Source organism: Pseudomonas sp. D47 (assembly GCF_045447305.1).
Classification (GTDB): domain Bacteria; phylum Pseudomonadota; class Gammaproteobacteria; order Pseudomonadales; family Pseudomonadaceae; genus Aquipseudomonas.
The window spans coordinates 31,755-51,278 of sequence record NZ_JBJGXU010000042.1 but is presented as its reverse complement, the minus strand read 5'-3'; the positions used below and the strand labels follow the sequence as shown (position 1 = coordinate 51,278).

Here is a 19,524-nt window from a genome sequence, read left to right as displayed (position 1 = left end):
CGGTCGGAAAATGACCTGAAGGGCACGGCGCTCCTTTGATTTCTAGGCTCCAGCCTTTCTATGCAATGGCCTTATGCATGGCTATCATGCGTGCCTCATTGTGAGGCGATACTTGCATGCTGACGTTGTTAGAACTTCTGAAAGATGGCCGATTCCATTCCGGAGAAGCGCTGGGTGCCGCCTTGGGCGTCAGCCGCAGCGCTGTTTGGAAGCAGCTCCAGCATCTTGAGGCGGAGCTGAATCTGCCTATTCACAAAGTCCGTGGTAAGGGGTACCAGCTTGCTTCTCCGTTGGTGTTCTTGAATGCGGAAGAAATTGAAGCGAATACTGCTCCTTTGGCGTGGCCCTTTCATATCTCAGACTCTATTGACTCCACTAATGCCGAAGCTTTGCGCCTAGTCGACGCCGGCTACGCTGCACCATTTCTTGTGCTGGCGGAGCAGCAGACGGCGGGTAGGGGCAGGCGAGGCCGTAAGTGGGTAAGTCCGTTTGCTCAGAATGTCTATTACAGCCTTGTGTTGCGCATTGAAGGCGGGCTGCGGCAGCTGGAGGGCCTTAGTCTCGTTGTTGGCTTGGCGGTCATGCAGGCCCTGCGTGAGTTGGGTGTGCAGGGTGCGGCCTTGAAGTGGCCAAACGACGTTCTGGTTGGGCAGAAGAAAATTGCCGGTATCTTGCTTGAGTTGGTGGGAGATCCTGCTGACATTTGCCACGTTGTTCTCGGAATCGGCATTAACGTAAATATGCAGCAGGCTGCTGAGGTTGATCAGCAGTGGACCTCGGTACAGTTGGAGACAGGTTCTCCTGTCGACCGCAATCACTTGGTTGCACGGCTGTGTCTGCAGCTGCAAAGCCACCTGGAGCGGCACAAGGCCTTTGGCTTTGGTGCGCTTCAGGCTGAGTGGGAGCGAAATCATTTGTGGCAAGGTAGGGCTGTGTCCCTCATTGCGGGCGTCAACCAAATTGACGGGGTTGTGCTGGGGATTGATCACCAGGGCGCGCTGCGCCTGAATGTCGATGGTGTCGAGAAAATATATAGCGGTGGTGAGTTAAGCCTGAGGCTGCGTGATGATTCTTGAGCTCGACTGTGGGAATAGCTTTATCAAGTGGCGTGTGCTCGGCTCGGCGATAGCTAGTGCCTCTGCGGAAGGTATTGTTGGGTCGGATCTCGCGTTAATTGAAAGTTTGATCGCAATTCCGGGTCTGTTGCTGACGCGATGCCGCCTGGTGAGCGTCCGTGCCTCAGAAGAAACCGGAAAGCTTGTTGAGGCATTGCAAGAGGCCTTTGGTGTTACGGTGTCCTGCGCGGCCCCGGCGCGCGAAATGGCTGGGGTGCGCAATGGCTATGAAGAGTTCGAGCGCCTCGGGCTTGATCGCTGGTTAGCAATGCTGGGTGGGTTCAAGTTGGCGTCAGGTAATTGTCTGGTGCTCGACTTCGGTACCGCGGCGACTGCGGATTTTATTGCTACTGATGGTGAGCACCTCGGTGGTTTTATATGCCCAGGGATGCCTCTCATGCGCAGCCAACTGCGGACGCACACCCGCAAGATTCGCTACGACGATGCAGCAGCCGAGCAGGCTATGGAGCGTCTTTCCCCGGGTCGGACGACCGTTGAGGCTGTTGAGCGCGGCTGTACGCTGATGCTCAGGGGGTTCGTATTGACTCAGCTGGAGCTGGCTCGGCGTTACTGGGGGGATGATTTCACGGTATTCCTGACTGGCGGGGATGCTGACCTGGTCTCGGACGCCGTACCGCAGGCTCGCTTCGTTCCTGATCTGGTTTTCGTCGGTCTGGCGATGGCGTGCCCTTTGTCCTGAGGTATTTATGCGTTGGCTGTTTTTGCTTTTGCTCGTTCTCAATGCCTTTTATTACATTTGGCATCAACAAGAGGCGCCGTTGCGGGCCAAGGATGTTACTCCGCTGAGCCTCTATCGCGGCTCCCAGCAGGACATTCGGCTGTTGAGCGAATCTGCTGATTCGGTGGTCCGCCGTGATCGAGCAAAAGCCCCGGATCTGCAAAATACCTGCTTGTACATCGGTGGCTTTGCTGATCAGCGGCAAGCAATGTCGCTTGAGCAGCGCCTTACAAGCCTGGATATAAAGGTCAAGGTGCAACAGCTGAATGCACCTGACGCTTCCGGCTACTGGCTCCGTGTGGCCCCTGAAAGCAGGCGCCTGGCTGACGATCTACCCTTTGAAAACCTTGCTAAGGAATTCAATGAGTTAAAACATAAAATAATGTTGTGCGAAGGCGTTGCAACTGTCGAATAGTTTGCATAGAATGGCGCCCGCTTCGCAGTGAAGACCTTTACGGTCTACAGCGTGAAGCGAAGGTCAACGCAGCTAACCTCATATTTTTAATGAGAAAATGCTTGACAGAAGGTCGGCGTGATGTAGAATGCCGGCTCGCTTAGGAGGGGTTCCCGAGCGGCCAAAGGGATCAGACTGTAAATCTGACGTCTACGACTTCGAAGGTTCGAATCCTTCCCCCTCCACCATTTTTAGCGTGAGCTGCAAGCTCCGCGGGTATAGTTTAGTGGTAGAACCTCAGCCTTCCAAGCTGATGATGCGGGTTCGATTCCCGCTACCCGCTCCAAGTTTGCAGGTTGTGCATGGTGTTTTGCTCTTGTAGCTCAGTTGGTAGAGCACACCCTTGGTAAGGGTGAGGTCAGCGGTTCAAATCCGCTCAAGAGCTCCATATAACAAGGCAGATATGAAAATATCTGCCTTTGTTTTAACAGCTGCCTCGGCTTGATGGTGTTGTGCTCGGCTTTGATGTTGGGTGATTTCAAGTCTCTTGGGGTTGGTTGTTGTAAAGTCTTTTTCAGGCCTGCATAATGGTCGGCCTGATTTTGTTTTAGGTCAGTAGCTCAATTGGCAGAGCGACGGTCTCCAAAACCGTAGGTTGGGGGTTCGATTCCCTCCTGACCTGCCAGATTCACGTGGTGTGTCTGGCTTTCTTTTCACAGGATCTTCATAGATGACTCCTAAGGCTGAAGCTCAAAGCTCTCGTTTCGATCTGGTCAAGTGGCTTGCTGTAGTCGCATTGGTGGTCGTAGGCGTTGTTGGCAATCAGTACTACTCTGCTTCGCCGATCCTGTACCGCGTACTCGCTTTGCTTGCTCTTGCTGCTGTAGCTGCCTTTGTAGGCCTGCAGACTGCCAAAGGCAAGTCTTTCGCAGTTCTGGTAAAGGAAGCTCGCACAGAAATCCGTAAAGTCGTTTGGCCGACTCGCCAAGAAACCACGCAGACCACGTTGATTGTTGTGGCTGTTGTTCTGGTTATGGCGTTGCTGTTGTGGGGGCTTGATTCCCTGCTCGGCTGGCTTGTTTCCTTGATTGTTGGCTAAGGGTGTCCCGTGGCTAAGCGTTGGTACGTTGTGCATGCTTACTCGGGTTACGAGAAGCATGTCATGCGCTCTTTGCTAGAGCGCGTAAAGCTGGCAGGCATGGAAGATGGCTTCGGCGAAATTCTGGTTCCCACTGAAGAAGTGGTTGAAATGCGGAATGGTCAGAAGCGCAAAAGCGAACGCAAGTTCTTCCCTGGCTACGTGCTGGTTCAGATGGACATGAATGAAGGTACTTGGCATTTGGTCAAGGATACTCCTCGTGTCATGGGTTTCATCGGCGGTACTGCTGATAAACCTGCTGCGATCACTGACAAAGAGGCGGAAGCAATTCTGCGTCGTGTTGCTGATGGTAGCGACAAGCCTAAGCCGAAGACGTTGTTCGAGCCGGGTGAGGTTGTTCGTGTCACAGATGGTCCGTTTGCTGATTTCAACGGGACTGTCGAAGAAGTTAACTACGAAAAGAGCCGGATCCAAGTGGCAGTGCTCATTTTCGGTCGCTCTACTCCGGTAGAGTTGGAGTTCAGCCAGGTCGAGAAGGTCTAGCTGAGCAAGCATCCCAACCCCGCAGCCCTAGGCTGTGGGGTTTTGTCGTCACTGGGATAAACGCGCAAGTAACCGGGGAGCCTTTCGAGGCGTTTGAACCCGTAATTGGAGTGCCTCATGGCCAAGAAGATTACCGCTTACATCAAGCTGCAAGTGAAGGCCGCTCAGGCCAACCCAAGTCCACCTGTCGGCCCAGCTCTGGGTCAGCACGGCGTGAACATCATGGAATTCTGCAAGGCCTTCAACGCCCGTACTCAGGGTATTGAGCCAGGTCTGCCGACTCCAGTGATCATCACTGTATATAGCGACCGTAGCTTCACTTTCGAAACCAAGTCGACCCCGGCTTCGGTTTTGTTGAAGAAGGCTGCTGGTCTGACTAGCGGTTCCGCTCGTCCTAACACCGTTAAGGTTGGCACCGTAACTCGTGCTCAGCTGGAAGAAATCGCGAAAACCAAAAACGCGGATCTGACTGCAGCTGATATGGATGCAGCCGTGCGTACCATCGCCGGTTCTGCTCGTAGCATGGGCCTTAACGTGGAGGGTGTGTAATGGCTAAGCTGACCAAGCGCCAAAAGGCTATCGCCGGCAAAATCGAAGCAGGCAAGGCCTACAACTTTGTAGACGCTGCTGCCCTGCTGACCGAGCTGTCGACTGTCAAGTTCAGCGAGTCCGTTGACGTTGCTGTAAACCTGGGTGTTGACCCACGTAAATCCGACCAGGTCGTTCGTAGCGCTACTGTGCTGCCACACGGTACTGGCAAGACTGTACGTGTTGCTGTCTTCACTCAAGGCCCGGCAGCTGAAGCTGCTCTGGCCGCCGGCGCAGACCGCGTTGGTATGGACGACCTGGCTGCCGAAATGAAAGGCGGCGACCTGAACTACGACGTAGTCATTGCTTCCCCGGATGCAATGCGCGTTGTAGGTCAGTTGGGTCAGATCCTCGGTCCACGCGGTCTGATGCCTAACCCTAAAGTTGGCACCGTAACGCCAGACGTAGCTACCGCGGTTAAAAACGCCAAGGCTGGTCAGGTTCGTTATCGCACCGACAAAAACGGCATCATTCACACCTCCGTTGGCAAAGTCGGCTTCGACGCCGTCAAGCTGAAGGAAAACGTTGAAGCCCTGATCGCTGATCTGAAGCGTATCAAGCCAGCTTCCTCGAAAGGTATCTACGTCAAGCGCGTTACCCTGAGCACCACTATGGGCCCAGGTCTGGTCATCGACCAAGGCTCGCTGGACGTATAAGACACAGATTGGCGCGAGAGATCGCGCTAATTGAAAAAATTGGGGTCCCTGCCTGGCGGGGGCTATCCAAGACCGTAGGCGGCGTAAGCCTTAAACCAAAAGCCTACGCAGATGGTGCTCCCGGTTCCTTACCGAATCAGACACCAAAACGACATCCGGCTTCGGCCAGATGAAACGGTAACAAGCAGGAGTTAAACCCGTGGCAATTAATCTCGAAGACAAGAAGGCCATCGTCGCTGAAGTCAACGAGGCTGCCAAAGCTGCTCTGTCCGCTGTCGTGGCTGATGCCCGTGGTGTGACAGTAAGCGCTATGACCGGACTCCGTAAAGAGGCTCGTGAAGCTGGCGTATACGTACGTGTTGTGCGTAACACCCTGCTCAAGCGCGCTGTTGCAGACACTGAATACAGTGTTCTCAACGACGTGTTCACTGGCCCGACTCTGATTGCGTTCTCCAAAGATCATCCAGGTGCTGCTGCCCGTTTGTTCAAAGAATTCGCTAAGAGTCAGGATAAGTTCGAGATCAAGGCAGCTGCGTTCGAGGGCAAGTTCCTCGCAGCTAACCAAATCGACGTACTGGCAACACTGCCGACCCGTAACGAAGCTATTTCTCAGCTGATGAGCGTGATTCAAGGCGCTACCAGCAAGTTGGCTCGTACTCTGGCCGCAGTTCGCGAGCAAAAAGAAGCTGCCGCAGCCTAAGGCTGAGCAACCTCTCTCGCGTTTTTTTGTTTATTTCGATGGCCGCGTAGGCCGTCCCCCAATTCAGGAAATACAGCAATGTCTATCTCCCAAGACGATATCCTCAACGCCGTAGCTGAAATGTCGGTTCTGCAGGTTGTTGAGCTGATCAAAGCTTTCGAAGAAAAATTCGGCGTTTCCGCTGCCGCTGCTTCTGCTGGCCCAGCTGTTGCTGCTGTTGCTGCTGAAGAACAAACCGAATTCAACGTTATGCTGTTGGAATCCGGCGAGAAGAAAGTAAACGTGATCAAGGCAGTACGTGAACTGACCGGTCTGGGCCTGAAAGAAGCCAAGGCTGTAGTTGACGCTGCTCCAGGCATGGTTCTGGAAGCCGTATCGAAAGACGCAGCTGACAAAGCCAAAGCTGCTTTGGAAGAAGCAGGCGCTAAAGTCGAGCTGAAGTAAGCATCGACCTTGCGTCTCCAGCCCAAGCGTTAAGCTGAAGGCTGATGGCTGGTGGCTCTTGCCACCGGCCTTTTTCCGTTCTTGGCTGTCGACTCGGTCGCCGCCATTAACGTGCTGTAGCCACCCGATGCGGTGGTGCAAACCATGGGGTTTGCGAGATTTTCTGGCTGCTCCCGTCGGGAGGGGCCAAACAAGCAGGTGACCAAGCTGGGGAACGCTGATGGCTTACTCATATACTGAGAAAAAACGTATCCGCAAGGACTTTAGCAAGTTGCCGGACGTCATGGATGTCCCGTACCTTCTGGCTATCCAGCTGGATTCGTATCGTGAATTCTTGCAAGCGGGAGCGACTAAAGATCAGTTCCGCGACGTGGGCCTGCATGCGGCCTTCAAATCCGTTTTCCCGATCATCAGCTACTCCGGCAATGCTGCGCTGGAGTACGTGGGTTATCGCCTGGGCGAACCGGCATTTGATGTCAAAGAATGCGTGTTACGCGGTGTTACGTACGCCGTACCTTTGCGGGTAAAAGTCCGTCTGATCATTTTCGACAAAGAATCGTCGAACAAAGCGATCAAGGACATCAAAGAGCAAGAAGTCTACATGGGCGAAATCCCACTGATGACTGAAAACGGTACCTTCGTTATCAACGGTACTGAGCGCGTTATCGTTTCCCAGCTGCACCGTTCCCCGGGCGTGTTCTTCGACCACGACCGCGGCAAGACGCACAGCTCCGGTAAGCTCCTGTACTCCGCGCGGATCATTCCGTACCGCGGCTCGTGGTTGGACTTCGAGTTCGACCCGAAAGACTGCGTGTTCGTGCGTATCGACCGTCGTCGTAAGCTGCCGGCCTCGGTACTGCTGCGCGCGCTCGGCTATACCACTGAGCAAGTGCTGGATGCTTTCTACACCACCAACGTATTCAGCCTGAAGGATGAAACCCTCAGCCTGGAACTGATTGCTTCGCGTCTGCGTGGTGAAATTGCTGTCCTGGACATCCAGGATGAGAATGGCAAGGTCATCGTTGAGGCTGGTCGCCGTATTACTGCGCGCCACATCAACCAGATCGAAAAAGCCGGTATCAAGTCGCTGGATGTGCCTCTGGACTACGTTCTGGGCCGCACCACCGCCAAGGTCATCGTTCACCCAGCTACAGGCGAAATCCTGGCGGAGTGCAACACCGAGCTGAACACCGAGATCCTGGCGAAAATCGCCAAGGCTCAGGTTGTTCGCATCGAGACCCTGTACACCAACGACATCGACTGCGGTCCGTTCGTCTCCGACACACTGAAGATCGACTCCACCAGCAACCAATTGGAAGCGCTGGTCGAGATCTATCGCATGATGCGTCCTGGTGAGCCACCAACCAAAGACGCTGCCGAGACCCTGTTCAATAACCTGTTCTTCAGCCCTGAGCGCTATGACCTGTCTGCGGTCGGCCGGATGAAGTTCAACCGTCGTATCGGTCGTACCGAGATCGAAGGTTCGGGCGTGTTGTGCAAGGAAGACATCGTCGCGGTACTGAAGACCCTGGTCGACATCCGTAACGGTAAAGGCATCGTCGATGACATCGACCACCTGGGTAACCGTCGTGTTCGCTGCGTAGGCGAAATGGCCGAGAACCAGTTCCGCGTTGGCCTGGTACGTGTTGAGCGTGCGGTCAAAGAGCGTCTGTCGATGGCTGAAAGCGAAGGCCTGATGCCGCAAGACCTGATCAACGCCAAGCCAGTGGCTGCAGCGGTGAAAGAGTTCTTCGGTTCCAGCCAGCTCTCGCAGTTCATGGACCAGAACAACCCGCTCTCCGAGATCACCCACAAGCGCCGTGTTTCCGCACTGGGCCCGGGCGGTCTGACCCGTGAGCGTGCAGGCTTTGAAGTTCGTGACGTACACCCGACGCACTACGGTCGTGTTTGCCCGATCGAAACGCCGGAAGGTCCGAACATCGGCCTGATCAACTCCCTGGCCGCTTATGCGCGCACTAACCAGTACGGCTTCCTCGAGAGCCCGTACCGTGTAGTGAAAGACGCTCTGGTCACCGACGAGATCGTGTTCCTGTCTGCCATCGAAGAAGCTGATCACGTGATCGCTCAGGCTTCGGCCACGATGAACGATAAGAAAATGCTGATCGACGAGCTGGTCGCTGTTCGTCACTTGAACGAGTTCACCGTCAAGGCGCCGGAAGACGTCACCTTGATGGACGTATCGCCGAAGCAGGTAGTTTCGGTTGCAGCGTCGCTGATCCCGTTCCTGGAACACGATGACGCCAACCGTGCGTTGATGGGTTCCAACATGCAGCGTCAAGCTGTACCCACCCTGCGCGCTGACAAGCCGCTGGTAGGTACCGGCATGGAGCGTAACGTAGCCCGTGACTCCGGCGTTTGCGTCGTGGCTCGTCGTGGCGGCGTGATCGACTCCGTTGATGCCAGCCGTATCGTGGTTCGTGTTGCCGATGACGAAGTTGAAACTGGCGAAGCCGGTGTCGACATCTACAACCTGACCAAATACACCCGCTCCAACCAGAACACCTGCATCAACCAGCGTCCGCTGGTGAGCAAGGGTGATCGGGTTCAGCGCAGCGACATCATGGCTGACGGTCCTTCCACCGATATGGGTGAGCTGGCACTGGGTCAGAACATGCGCATCGCGTTCATGGCCTGGAACGGTTACAACTTCGAAGACTCCATCTGCCTGTCCGAGCGTGTGGTTCAGGAAGATCGCTTCACCACGATCCACATTCAGGAACTGACCTGTGTGGCACGTGACACCAAGCTTGGGCCAGAGGAAATCACTGCAGACATCCCGAACGTGGGTGAAGCTGCACTGAACAAGCTGGACGAAGCGGGTATCGTTTACGTAGGTGCTGAAGTTGGCGCGGGCGACATTCTGGTAGGTAAGGTCACTCCGAAAGGCGAGACCCAACTAACTCCGGAAGAGAAGCTGTTGCGTGCCATCTTCGGTGAAAAAGCCAGCGACGTTAAAGACACCTCCCTGCGTGTACCTACCGGTACCAAGGGTACTGTCATCGACGTACAGGTCTTCACCCGTGACGGCGTTGAGCGTGATGCTCGTGCACTGTCCATCGAGAAGACTCAACTCGACGAGATCCGCAAGGACCTGAACGAAGAGTTCCGTATCGTTGAAGGCGCGACCTTCGAACGTCTGCGTTCCGCTCTGGTAGGCCACAAGGCCGAAGGCGGCGCAGGTCTGAAGAAAGGTCAGGACATCACCGACGAAATCCTCGACGGTCTTGAGCACGGCCAGTGGTTCAAACTGCGCATGGCTGAAGATGCTCTGAACGAGCAGCTCGAGAAGGCCCAGGCCTACATCGTTGATCGTCGCCGTCTGCTGGACGACAAGTTCGAAGACAAGAAGCGCAAACTGCAGCAGGGCGATGACCTGGCTCCAGGCGTGCTGAAAATCGTCAAGGTTTACCTGGCAATCCGTCGCCGCATCCAACCGGGCGACAAGATGGCCGGTCGTCACGGTAACAAAGGTGTGGTCTCCGTGATCATGCCGGTTGAAGACATGCCGCACGATGCCAATGGCACCCCGGTCGACGTCGTCCTCAACCCGTTGGGCGTACCTTCGCGTATGAACGTTGGTCAGATCCTTGAAACCCACCTGGGCCTCGCGGCCAAAGGTCTGGGTGAGAAGATCAACCGTATGATCGAAGAGCAGCGCAAGGTCGCAGACCTGCGCAAGTTCCTGCACGAGATCTACAACGAGATCGGCGGTCGCAACGAAGAGCTGGACACCTTCACCGACCAGGAAATCCTGGATCTGGCGAAGAACCTGCGCGGCGGCGTTCCAATGGCTACCCCGGTGTTCGACGGTGCCAAGGAAAGCGAAATCAAGGCCATGCTGAAACTGGCAGACCTGCCAGAAAGCGGCCAGATGCAGTTGTTCGACGGCCGTACCGGCAACAAGTTTGAGCGCCCGGTTACTGTTGGCTACATGTACATGCTGAAGCTGAACCACTTGGTAGACGACAAGATGCACGCTCGTTCTACCGGTTCGTACAGCCTGGTTACCCAGCAGCCGCTGGGTGGTAAGGCTCAGTTCGGTGGTCAGCGTTTCGGGGAGATGGAGGTCTGGGCACTGGAAGCATACGGTGCTGCTTACACTCTGCAAGAAATGCTCACAGTGAAGTCGGACGATGTGAACGGTCGGACCAAGATGTACAAAAACATCGTGGACGGCGATCACCGTATGGAGCCGGGCATGCCCGAGTCCTTCAACGTGTTGATCAAAGAAATTCGTTCCCTCGGCATCGATATCGATCTGGAAACCGAATAACACGTGACGCGAATCGAGAGCGGGGCTGTTTAGCCCGCTCTCTGCTCCGCCAGGAGGAAAGGCCTTGAAAGACCTACTGAATTTGCTGAAAAACCAGGGTCAAGTCGAAGAGTTCGACGCCATCCGTATTGGATTGGCATCGCCTGAGATGATCCGTTCGTGGTCGTTCGGTGAAGTTAAAAAGCCGGAAACCATCAACTACCGTACGTTCAAACCTGAGCGTGACGGCCTGTTCTGCGCCAAGATCTTTGGCCCGGTAAAGGATTACGAGTGCCTGTGCGGTAAGTACAAGCGCTTGAAGCACCGTGGTGTGATCTGCGAGAAGTGCGGCGTTGAAGTTGCGCTGGCTAAAGTTCGTCGTGAGCGCATGGCGCACATCGAACTGGCTTCGCCGGTTGCCCACATCTGGTTCCTGAAATCGCTGCCGTCCCGTATCGGCTTGCTGATGGACATGACCCTGCGTGATATCGAACGCGTTCTCTACTTCGAGAGCTATGTCGTTATCGATCCAGGCATGACCACCCTTGAAAAAGGTCAGCTGCTGAACGACGAGCAGTACTTCGAAGCGCTGGAAGAGTTCGGCGATGACTTTGATGCCCGCATGGGTGCTGAAGCCGTCCGCGAACTGCTGCACGCTATCGACTTGGAACACGAGATTGGCCGTCTGCGTGAAGAAATTCCGCAAACCAACTCCGAAACCAAGATCAAGAAACTGTCCAAGCGTCTGAAGTTGATGGAAGCCTTCCAGGGTTCCGGCAACTTGCCAGAATGGATGGTGCTGACCGTTCTGCCGGTTCTGCCGCCAGACCTGCGTCCGCTGGTACCGTTGGACGGTGGTCGTTTCGCGACGTCCGACCTCAACGACCTGTACCGCCGCGTGATCAACCGTAACAACCGCTTGAAGCGCCTGCTTGATCTGTCCGCTCCGGACATCATCGTGCGCAACGAAAAGCGTATGTTGCAAGAAGCTGTCGATGCCCTGCTCGACAACGGTCGTCGTGGCCGCGCTATCACCGGTTCCAACAAGCGTCCTCTGAAATCCTTGGCTGACATGATCAAGGGTAAGCAAGGTCGTTTCCGTCAGAACTTGCTCGGTAAGCGTGTTGACTACTCCGGTCGTTCGGTAATTACCGTAGGCCCGACCCTGCGTCTGCACCAGTGCGGTCTGCCTAAGAAGATGGCACTTGAGCTGTTCAAGCCGTTCATCTTTGGCAAGCTGGAAATGCGCGGTCTCGCGACCACGATCAAAGCGGCCAAGAAAATGGTCGAGCGCGAACTGCCAGAGGTTTGGGACGTTCTCGCCGAAGTAATTCGCGAACACCCGGTTCTCCTCAACCGTGCACCGACCCTTCACCGTCTGGGTATCCAGGCGTTTGAACCGGTACTGATCGAAGGTAAGGCTATCCAGCTGCACCCTCTGGTCTGTGCTGCGTACAACGCCGACTTCGACGGCGACCAAATGGCCGTGCACGTACCGCTGACACTGGAAGCCCAGTTGGAAGCGCGTGCGTTGATGATGTCGACCAACAACATTCTGTCGCCAGCCAACGGTGAGCCAATCATCGTTCCGTCGCAGGACGTTGTATTGGGTCTGTACTACATGACGCGTGAAGCGATCAACGCTAAAGGCGAAGGTCGTGTGTTCGCTGACCTGCAAGAAGTTGACCGTGTGTTCCGTGCCGGCGAAGCCGCACTGCACGCCAAGGTCAAAGTGCGGATCAACGAAACCGTCAACGACCGTGACGGCGGCAGCGTGAGCGGCACCCGTATCGTCGACACCACTGTCGGCCGTGCGCTGTTGTATCAAGTTGTGCCAAAAGGCCTGTCGTACGACGTCGTTAACTTGCCGATGAAGAAAAAGGCGATCTCCAAGCTGATCAACCAGTGCTACCGCGTGGTTGGTTTGAAAGAGACCGTAATCTTCGCTGACCAGTTGATGTACACCGGTTTTGCTTACTCGACCATTTCCGGCGTTTCCATCGGTGTTAACGACTTCGTTATCCCGGATGAAAAAGCCCAGATCATCAGTGCTGCTACCGATGAAGTGAAAGAAATCGAGAGCCAGTACGCCTCCGGCCTGGTAACCCAGGGCGAGAAGTACAACAAAGTGATCGACCTTTGGTCCAAGGCCAACGACGAAGTGTCGAAGGCGATGATGGCTAACCTCTCGAAAGAGAAGGTTATCGACCGTCACGGCGTAGAAGTCGATCAAGAGTCTTTCAACTCGATGTACATGATGGCCGACTCGGGCGCACGGGGTTCTGCTGCGCAGATCCGTCAGCTCGCCGGTATGCGTGGCCTGATGGCCAAGCCGGACGGTTCCATCATCGAAACGCCGATTACTGCGAACTTCCGTGAAGGTTTGAGCGTACTTCAGTACTTCATCTCGACTCACGGTGCTCGTAAAGGTCTGGCGGATACCGCGTTGAAAACCGCTAACTCCGGTTACCTGACTCGTCGTCTGGTAGACGTTGCGCAAGACTTGGTTGTGACTGAAGTTGACTGCGGTACCGAACACGGTCTGCTGATGACTCCGCACATCGAAGGCGGCGACGTTGTAGAGCCGTTGGGTGAGCGCGTACTGGGTCGAGTAATCGCCCGTGACGTATTCAAGCCAGGTACCGAGGAAATTATCGTTCCTGCCGGCACCTTGGTAGACGAGAAGTGGGTCGAGTTCATCGAACTCAACAGCATCGACGAAGTGATTGTTCGCTCGCCGATCAGCTGCGAAACCCGCTACGGCATTTGTGCCAAGTGCTACGGCCGTGACTTGGCCCGTGGTCACCAGGTGAACATCGGTGAAGCGGTCGGCGTTATTGCTGCCCAGTCCATCGGTGAGCCGGGTACCCAGCTGACCATGCGTACGTTCCACATTGGTGGTGCGGCAAGCCGGACCTCCGCAGCCGACAGCGTTCAGGTGAAGAATGGCGGTACCGTCCGTCTGCACAACCTGAAGCATGTTGAGCGAGTGGATGGTTGCCTGGTTGCTGTGTCCCGTTCCGGTGAGCTGGCGATCGCTGATGACTACGGTCGTGAGCGTGAGCGTTACAAGCTGCCGTACGGTGCTGTGATTTCGGTTAAAGAAGGTGACAAGGTCGACGCTGGCGCAATCGTGGCCAAGTGGGATCCGCACACTCACCCAATCGTTACCGAAATGAAAGGTACCGTGACCTACGTGGGCATGGAAGAAGGCATCACGATCAAGCGTCAGACTGACGAATTGACCGGTATGACCAACATTGAAGTACTCGACGCGAAAGATCGTCCAGCTGCCGGTAAAGACATCCGTCCTGCCGTTAAGATGGTCGATGACAACGGCAAGGACTTGTTGCTGCCAGGCACTGACGTAATCGCTCAGTACTTCCTGCCAGCCAACGCCCTTGTCGGTGTAGCGGATGGTGCGAAGATCGCGATCGGTGATGTTATCGCGCGTATCCCGCAAGAAACTTCGAAGACCCGTGACATCACCGGTGGTCTGCCGCGTGTTGCCGACTTGTTCGAAGCTCGTCGTCCGAAAGAAGCGTCGATTCTGGCTGAAGTCAGCGGCACCATCGCGTTCGGTAAAGAGACCAAAGGCAAGCGCCGTCTGGTCATTACCCCGAACGACGGTAGCGATCCGTACGAAGAGCTGATTCCGAAGTGGCGTCACCTGAACGTCTTCGAAGGCGAACAGGTAAACCGCGGCGAAGTTATCTCCGACGGCCCAAGCGATCCACACGACATCCTGCGTCTGCTGGGCGTGAGTGCGCTGGCCAAGTACATCGTTAACGAGATCCAGGACGTTTATCGTCTGCAAGGCGTGAAGATCAACGATAAGCACATCGAGACCATCCTGCGTCAGATGCTGCGTAAAGTTGAAATCGCTGAATCCGGCGATTCCAGTTTCATCAAGGGCGACCAGATGGAACTGACTCACGTACTGGTAGAGAACGAACGTCTGGGCGCGGAAGACAAATTTGTCTCCAAGTTCACTCGTGTGTTGCTGGGTATCACCAAGGCGTCGTTGTCCACTGAGTCGTTCATCTCGGCGGCCTCCTTCCAGGAGACCACTCGCGTACTGACCGAAGCAGCGGTAACCGGCAAGCGCGATTATCTGCGCGGCCTGAAAGAAAACGTGGTCGTGGGTCGTTTGATCCCGGCAGGTACCGGCTTGGCCTACCACAGCGAGCGTAAGCGCCGCCGTGAACTCGACAAGCCGCTGCGCGTAAGCGCCAGTGAAGTGGAAGCTGCACTGACCGAAGCGCTGAACTCAAGCGGTAACTGAGTTCTGCGATAGATAAGTCTGGGCCCTGGCAGCCCCCATTCGTCGGATCGAGGCAATTTTGCCCCGCTTCGATGAGAGGGGAGGTCGGGGCCTTGCCTTGACTGGGGGCAAGATCCTCTTTAGACTCTTGTACCCCTAAATTTGGCGGGAATTCGTTCCTGCCATTTTGCTTTTCTTGCAAGACAATAGCGTCGCAAGACAACAGTGGAGCTAGTAGATGGCAACTATCAACCAGCTGGTACGTCAGCCGCGTAAGCGTATCGTCGAGAAATCCGACGTGCCTGCGCTGCAGAACTGCCCGCAACGTCGTGGCGTATGCACTCGCGTGTATACCACTACGCCGAAAAAACCTAACTCGGCACTGCGTAAAGTATGCCGTGTGCGTCTGACCAACGGTTTCGAGGTTTCCTCGTACATCGGCGGTGAAGGCCACAACCTGCAAGAGCACAGCGTGGTACTGATCCGCGGCGGTCGTGTAAAAGACTTGCCAGGTGTTCGTTACCACACCGTACGCGGCTCCTTGGATACTTCCGGCGTTAAAGGTCGTAACCAGGGTCGTTCGAAGTACGGTACCAAGAAGCCTAAGTAGTAGCGGCTTTTTGTAAACCTGAATCATCTTATTTTCTGAGTCGATAAGAGTAAGGTCGGAGGCGTCCCGAAAGGGCACTGATTCCGAGCGAACCTGAAGACCGTTTGAGGGCTTATCCATGCCAAGAAGACGCGTAGCAGCCAAGCGCGAAGTGCTTGACGATCCAAAATACGGAAGCCAAATTCTGGCCAAGTTCATGAACCACGTGATGGAAAGCGGCAAGAAAGCCGTTGCCGAGCGTATCGTTTATGGCGCGCTGGAAAAGGTTAAAGAACGCAAGAACAGCGACCCCCTGGAAATCTTCGAGAAAGCTCTCGACGCCATCGCTCCGCTGGTCGAAGTGAAGTCGCGCCGTGTAGGCGGTGCTACTTACCAGGTTCCGGTTGAAGTTCGCCCGTCCCGTCGTAATGCTCTGGCAATGCGCTGGTTGGTAGACTTCGCCCGTAAGCGCGGCGAGAAGTCTATGGCTCTGCGTTTGGCTGGCGAACTGTTGGACGCTGCTGAAGGTAAAGGTGCTGCTGTTAAGAAGCGTGAAGACGTGCACCGTATGGCTGAAGCTAACAAAGCTTTCTCGCACTACCGCTTCTAATCTTAGCTTCACTAATTTTGCGAGGGCTTTATGGCTCGTACTACTCCGATTAGCCGCTACCGTAACATCGGTATCGTTGCTCACGTGGATGCTGGTAAAACCACCACCACCGAGCGCGTGCTGTTTTACACCGGCAAAAGTCACAAGATGGGCGAGGTGCATGACGGCGCCGCGACCACAGACTGGATGGTTCAGGAGCAGGAGCGTGGTATTACCATTACTTCTGCTGCTATTACCGCCTTCTGGAAAGGTTCCGAGAAGCAGTACAAGGATGAGCACCGCTTCAACGTAATCGATACCCCGGGCCACGTAGACTTCACTATTGAAGTTGAGCGTTCCCTGCGCGTACTCGACGGCGCTGTCGTTGTGTTCTGCGGCACCTCGGGTGTTGAGCCTCAGTCGGAAACCGTATGGCGTCAAGCCAACAAATACGGCGTTCCACGTCTTGTTTACGTAAACAAGATGGACCGTGCTGGTGCGAACTTCCTGCGCGTGATCGGTCAGATCAAGCAGCGTCTGGGTCACACCCCGGTGCCAATCCAGTTGGCTATCGGTTCCGAAGACAACTTCCAAGGCCAGATCGATCTGCTGACCATGGAAGCTGTTTACTGGAACGATGCTGACAAGGGTATGGTTCCTGTTCGTAAGCCTATCCCTGCTGAACTGCAGGAACTGGCTGACGAATGGCGCAACAACATGGTTGAGGCTGCGGCCGAAGCCAACGAAGAGCTGATGAACAAGTACCTCGAAGGTGAAGAGCTCACCAACGTGGAAATCAAGGCTGCTCTGCGTCAGCGTACTATTGCTGGTGAGATCGTCTTGGCTGTTTGCGGTTCGTCGTTCAAGAACAAGGGTGTTCCCCTGGTTCTCGATGCTGTGATCGACTACCTGCCTGCGCCAGTTGATATTCCTGCCATCAAGGGTACTGACCCGGATGACGAGACTATCGAGCTGGAGCGTCATGCAGACGATGCAGAACCGTTCTCTGCTCTGGCATTTAAAATTGCCACTGACCCATTCGTGGGTACCTTGACCTTCGTCCGTGTTTACTCGGGCGTGTTGAACTCCGGCGACGGCGTAATCAACTCGGTTAAAGGCAAGAAAGAGCGCGTGGGTCGTATGGTGCAAATGCACGCGAACGCCCGCGAAGAGATCAAGGAAGTACGCGCTGGTGACATCGCGGCCTTGATCGGCATGAAGGACGTCACCACTGGTGAGACTTTGTGCAACGCTGACAAGCCAATCATCCTGGTTCGTATGGACTTCCCGGAGCCGGTTATTTCGGTTGCCGTGGAGCCTAAGACCAAGGATGACCAGGAAAAAATGGGTATCGCTCTGGGCAAACTTGCTCAGGAAGATCCATCTTTCCGCGTCAAGACTGATGAAGAGACTGGTCAAACGATCATCTCCGGCATGGGCGAGCTGCACCTGGACATCCTGGTTGACCGGATGCGCCGTGAGTTCAACGTCGAAGCCAACATCGGTAAGCCTCAGGTTTCCTATCGTGAGCGCATCACGAAGAACTGTGAAATCGAAGGCAAGTTCGTTCGTCAGTCCGGCGGTCGTGGTCAGTTCGGTCACTGCTGGATTCGTTTTGCTCCTGCTGACGAAGGTCAGGAAGGTCTGCAATTCGTGAACGAAGTAGTGGGTGGTGTTGTTCCTAAGGAATACATCCCTGCTATCCAGAAGGGTATCGAAGAGCAGATGAAGAACGGTGTTGTTGCCGGCTATCCGCTGATCGGCCTGAAAGCAACCGTTTTTGACGGTTCTTACCACGACGTCGACTCCAACGAGATGGCGTTTAAGGTGGCTGCTTCCATGGCAACCAAGCAACTGGCCCAGAAGGGCGGTGGTGAGTTGCTTGAGCCAATCATGGCGGTAGAAGTTGTTACACCTGAAGACTATATGGGTGATGTCATGGGCGACCTTAACCGTCGTCGCGGCATGATCTTGGGTATGGAAGACACGGTTTCCGGCAAAGTGATTCGCGCCGAGGTTCCGTTGGGTGAGATGTTCGGTTATGCGACCGACGTTCGCTCCATGTCTCAGGGTCGCGCAAGCTACTCTATGGAATTCAAAAAATACAACACAGCTCCGGCGCACATCGCTGAAACTGTATCCAAAAAACAAGGCTGATTCAGTCCTTTAGGCAAGGAGTTAATTGTCGTGGCTAAAGAAAAATTTGATCGTTCCCTACCGCACGTCAACGTTGGCACTATCGGTCACGTTGATCACGGTAAAACCACTCTGACTGCTGCTCTGACTCGCGTTTGCTCCGAAGTATTCGGTTCCGCAATCGTTGATTTCGATAAAATCGACAGCGCACCAGAAGAAAAAGCTCGTGGTATCACCATCAACACCGCGCACGTTGAATACAACTCGCTGATCCGTCACTACGCTCACGTTGACTGCCCAGGTCACGCTGACTATGTGAAGAACATGATCACCGGTGCTGCCCAGATGGACGGCGCGATCTTGGTTTGTTCGGCCGCTGATGGTCCGATGCCACAAACCCGTGAGCACATCCTGCTGTCCCGTCAGGTAGGCGTTCCGTACATCGTGGTTTACCTGAACAAGGCTGACCTGGTAGACGACGCTGAGCTGCTGGAACTGGTTGAGATGGAAGTGCGCGATCTGCTGAGCACTTACGACTTCCCAGGCGACGACACTCCGATCATCATCGGTTCTGCTCGTATGGCTCTGGAAGGCAAAGACGACAACGAAATGGGCACCACGTCCGTTCGTAAACTGGTTGAAACTCTGGACAGCTACATCCCAGATCCAGTTCGTGTTATCGACAAGCCGTTCCTGATGCCAATCGAAGACGTATTCTCGATCTCCGGTCGTGGTACTGTTGTGACTGGTCGTATCGAGCGCGGTATCGTTAAGGTTCAAGATCCACTGGAAATCGTTGGTCTGCGTGACACTACCGTCACCACCTGCACCGGTGTTGAAATGTTCCGTAAACTGCTCGACGAAGGTCGTGCTGGCGAGAACTGCGGCGTTCTGCTGCGTGGTACCAAGCGTGACGACGTTGAGCGTGGCCAGGTTCTGGTTAAGCCAGGTTCGGTTAAGCCGCACACCAAGTTCGAAGCTGAAGTGTACGTGCTGAGCAAAGAAGAAGGCGGTCGTCACACTCCGTTCTTCAAAGGCTACCGTCCACAGTTCTACTTCCGTACTACCGACGTTACTGGTAACTGCGAGCTGCCGGAAGGCGTAGAAATGGTAATGCCAGGCGACAACATCAAAATGGTTGTCACCCTGATCAAAACCATCGCTATGGAAGACGGTCTGCGCTTCGCAATCCGTGAAGGCGGCCGTACCGTTGGTGCTGGCGTTGTAGCTAAAATCATCGAGTAATTATCTCTTCTGAGATAGCCTTGATGTTTTGAGAAGGCCCCCGCTTAGCGGGGGCCTTTTTTATTGGGTTGACACCTATCTGGGCCGTCTATAGAATTGCGCCTCCTTTTAACGGGCGTATTGCGCTCGCTGGGAATAGCAGCCGGAGTC

15 protein-coding genes and 4 tRNA genes are annotated in these 19,524 nt (G+C 55.0%); all 19 read left to right on the top strand.

What is annotated here, in order from left to right:
- Window positions 1–116: 116 nt before the first annotated feature.
- The 19 genes from birA (at window position 117) to tuf (ending at window position 19,374) form a co-directional block, all read left to right on the top strand.
- Window positions 117–1,076 carry a bifunctional biotin--[acetyl-CoA-carboxylase] ligase/biotin operon repressor BirA gene (birA, locus tag ACI77I_RS22980; RefSeq protein ID WP_406998497.1) on the top strand — a complete coding sequence of 320 codons (960 nt, stop codon included), beginning with the start codon at window positions 117–119 and terminating at the stop codon, window positions 1,074–1,076.
- Window positions 1,066–1,815, top strand: a complete 750-nt coding sequence (locus tag ACI77I_RS22975; RefSeq protein ID WP_094950478.1) for a pantothenate kinase — start codon at window positions 1,066–1,068, stop codon at window positions 1,813–1,815. The genes birA and ACI77I_RS22975 overlap by 11 nt, the downstream gene beginning before the upstream one ends.
- A 7-nt stretch (window positions 1,816–1,822) precedes the next feature.
- Window positions 1,823–2,269: a hypothetical protein gene (locus tag ACI77I_RS22970; protein WP_242152974.1), complete on the top strand. Its 447-nt coding sequence runs from the start codon at window positions 1,823–1,825 to the stop codon at window positions 2,267–2,269.
- 142 nt (window positions 2,270–2,411) lie between these two features.
- Window positions 2,412–2,496, top strand: a tRNA-Tyr gene (locus ACI77I_RS22965).
- A gap of 24 nt (window positions 2,497–2,520) precedes the next feature.
- Window positions 2,521–2,594: transfer RNA gene (locus ACI77I_RS22960), tRNA-Gly, on the top strand.
- 26 nt (window positions 2,595–2,620) lie between these two features.
- A tRNA-Thr gene (locus ACI77I_RS22955) sits at window positions 2,621–2,696 on the top strand.
- A 161-nt stretch (window positions 2,697–2,857) separates the two neighbouring features.
- Window positions 2,858–2,933, top strand: a tRNA-Trp gene (locus tag ACI77I_RS22950).
- 45 nt (window positions 2,934–2,978) lie between these two features.
- On the top strand, window positions 2,979–3,347 hold the full coding sequence (gene secE / locus ACI77I_RS22945) for a preprotein translocase subunit SecE (protein WP_003194658.1): 369 nt from the start codon (window positions 2,979–2,981) through the stop codon (window positions 3,345–3,347).
- Between the two features lie 9 nt (window positions 3,348–3,356).
- The gene (gene nusG / locus ACI77I_RS22940) at window positions 3,357–3,890 is read left to right on the top strand and encodes a transcription termination/antitermination protein NusG (protein ID WP_048724899.1); all 534 of its coding nucleotides are present in this window, start codon (window positions 3,357–3,359) and stop codon (window positions 3,888–3,890) included.
- 117 nt (window positions 3,891–4,007) lie between these two features.
- On the top strand, window positions 4,008–4,439 hold the full coding sequence (gene rplK / locus ACI77I_RS22935) for a 50S ribosomal protein L11 (RefSeq protein WP_003210097.1): 432 nt from the start codon (window positions 4,008–4,010) through the stop codon (window positions 4,437–4,439).
- Window positions 4,439–5,134 carry a 50S ribosomal protein L1 gene (rplA, locus tag ACI77I_RS22930; RefSeq protein WP_003232403.1) on the top strand — a complete coding sequence of 232 codons (696 nt, stop codon included), beginning with the start codon at window positions 4,439–4,441 and terminating at the stop codon, window positions 5,132–5,134. Before rplK ends, rplA begins: the two co-directional genes overlap by 1 nt.
- A 199-nt stretch (window positions 5,135–5,333) precedes the next feature.
- Window positions 5,334–5,834 carry a 50S ribosomal protein L10 gene (gene rplJ / locus ACI77I_RS22925; RefSeq protein ID WP_056861893.1) on the top strand — a complete coding sequence of 167 codons (501 nt, stop codon included), beginning with the start codon at window positions 5,334–5,336 and terminating at the stop codon, window positions 5,832–5,834.
- 78 nt (window positions 5,835–5,912) lie between these two features.
- Window positions 5,913–6,278 (top strand): 50S ribosomal protein L7/L12, encoded by a 366-nt coding sequence (gene rplL, locus ACI77I_RS22920; RefSeq protein WP_094950474.1) that lies wholly within the window; start codon window positions 5,913–5,915, stop codon window positions 6,276–6,278.
- Between the two features lie 220 nt (window positions 6,279–6,498).
- On the top strand, window positions 6,499–10,572 hold the full coding sequence (gene rpoB, locus ACI77I_RS22915) for a DNA-directed RNA polymerase subunit beta (protein WP_094950473.1): 4,074 nt from the start codon (window positions 6,499–6,501) through the stop codon (window positions 10,570–10,572).
- Between the two features lie 64 nt (window positions 10,573–10,636).
- Complete coding sequence (rpoC, locus tag ACI77I_RS22910) at window positions 10,637–14,836, top strand: DNA-directed RNA polymerase subunit beta' (RefSeq protein ID WP_094950472.1); 4,200 nt, start codon at window positions 10,637–10,639, stop codon at window positions 14,834–14,836.
- A 217-nt stretch (window positions 14,837–15,053) separates the two neighbouring features.
- On the top strand, window positions 15,054–15,425 hold the full coding sequence (rpsL, locus tag ACI77I_RS22905; RefSeq protein ID WP_002555494.1) for a 30S ribosomal protein S12: 372 nt from the start codon (window positions 15,054–15,056) through the stop codon (window positions 15,423–15,425).
- 118 nt (window positions 15,426–15,543) lie between these two features.
- Window positions 15,544–16,014, top strand: a complete 471-nt coding sequence (gene rpsG, locus ACI77I_RS22900) for a 30S ribosomal protein S7 (RefSeq protein WP_002555493.1) — start codon at window positions 15,544–15,546, stop codon at window positions 16,012–16,014.
- Between the two features lie 30 nt (window positions 16,015–16,044).
- Window positions 16,045–18,150, top strand: a complete 2,106-nt coding sequence (fusA, locus tag ACI77I_RS22895; RefSeq protein WP_015886136.1) for an elongation factor G — start codon at window positions 16,045–16,047, stop codon at window positions 18,148–18,150.
- Window positions 18,151–18,180: 30 nt separating this feature from the next.
- A complete protein-coding gene (gene tuf / locus ACI77I_RS22890) occupies window positions 18,181–19,374 on the top strand; it encodes an elongation factor Tu (protein WP_003176426.1) in 1,194 nt (397 codons plus the stop codon).
- Window positions 19,375–19,524: the final 150 nt, after the last annotated feature.

What these genes read in the sequence shown, in the direction of transcription:
- birA (WP_406998497.1), top strand. Translation starts at nt 117, where the DNA reads ATGCTGACGTTGTTAGAACTTCTGAAAGATGGCCGATTCCATTCCGGA.
- ACI77I_RS22975 (WP_094950478.1), top strand. Translation starts at nt 1,066, where the DNA reads ATGATTCTTGAGCTCGACTGTGGGAATAGCTTTATCAAGTGGCGTGTG.
- ACI77I_RS22970 (WP_242152974.1), top strand. Translation starts at nt 1,823, where the DNA reads ATGCGTTGGCTGTTTTTGCTTTTGCTCGTTCTCAATGCCTTTTATTAC.
- secE (WP_003194658.1), top strand. Translation starts at nt 2,979, where the DNA reads ATGACTCCTAAGGCTGAAGCTCAAAGCTCTCGTTTCGATCTGGTCAAG.
- rplK (WP_003210097.1), top strand. Translation starts at nt 4,008, where the DNA reads ATGGCCAAGAAGATTACCGCTTACATCAAGCTGCAAGTGAAGGCCGCT.
- rplA (WP_003232403.1), top strand. Translation starts at nt 4,439, where the DNA reads ATGGCTAAGCTGACCAAGCGCCAAAAGGCTATCGCCGGCAAAATCGAA.
- rplL (WP_094950474.1), top strand. Translation starts at nt 5,913, where the DNA reads ATGTCTATCTCCCAAGACGATATCCTCAACGCCGTAGCTGAAATGTCG.
- rpoB (WP_094950473.1), top strand. Translation starts at nt 6,499, where the DNA reads ATGGCTTACTCATATACTGAGAAAAAACGTATCCGCAAGGACTTTAGC.
- rpsL (WP_002555494.1), top strand. Translation starts at nt 15,054, where the DNA reads ATGGCAACTATCAACCAGCTGGTACGTCAGCCGCGTAAGCGTATCGTC.
- rpsG (WP_002555493.1), top strand. Translation starts at nt 15,544, where the DNA reads ATGCCAAGAAGACGCGTAGCAGCCAAGCGCGAAGTGCTTGACGATCCA.
- fusA (WP_015886136.1), top strand. Translation starts at nt 16,045, where the DNA reads ATGGCTCGTACTACTCCGATTAGCCGCTACCGTAACATCGGTATCGTT.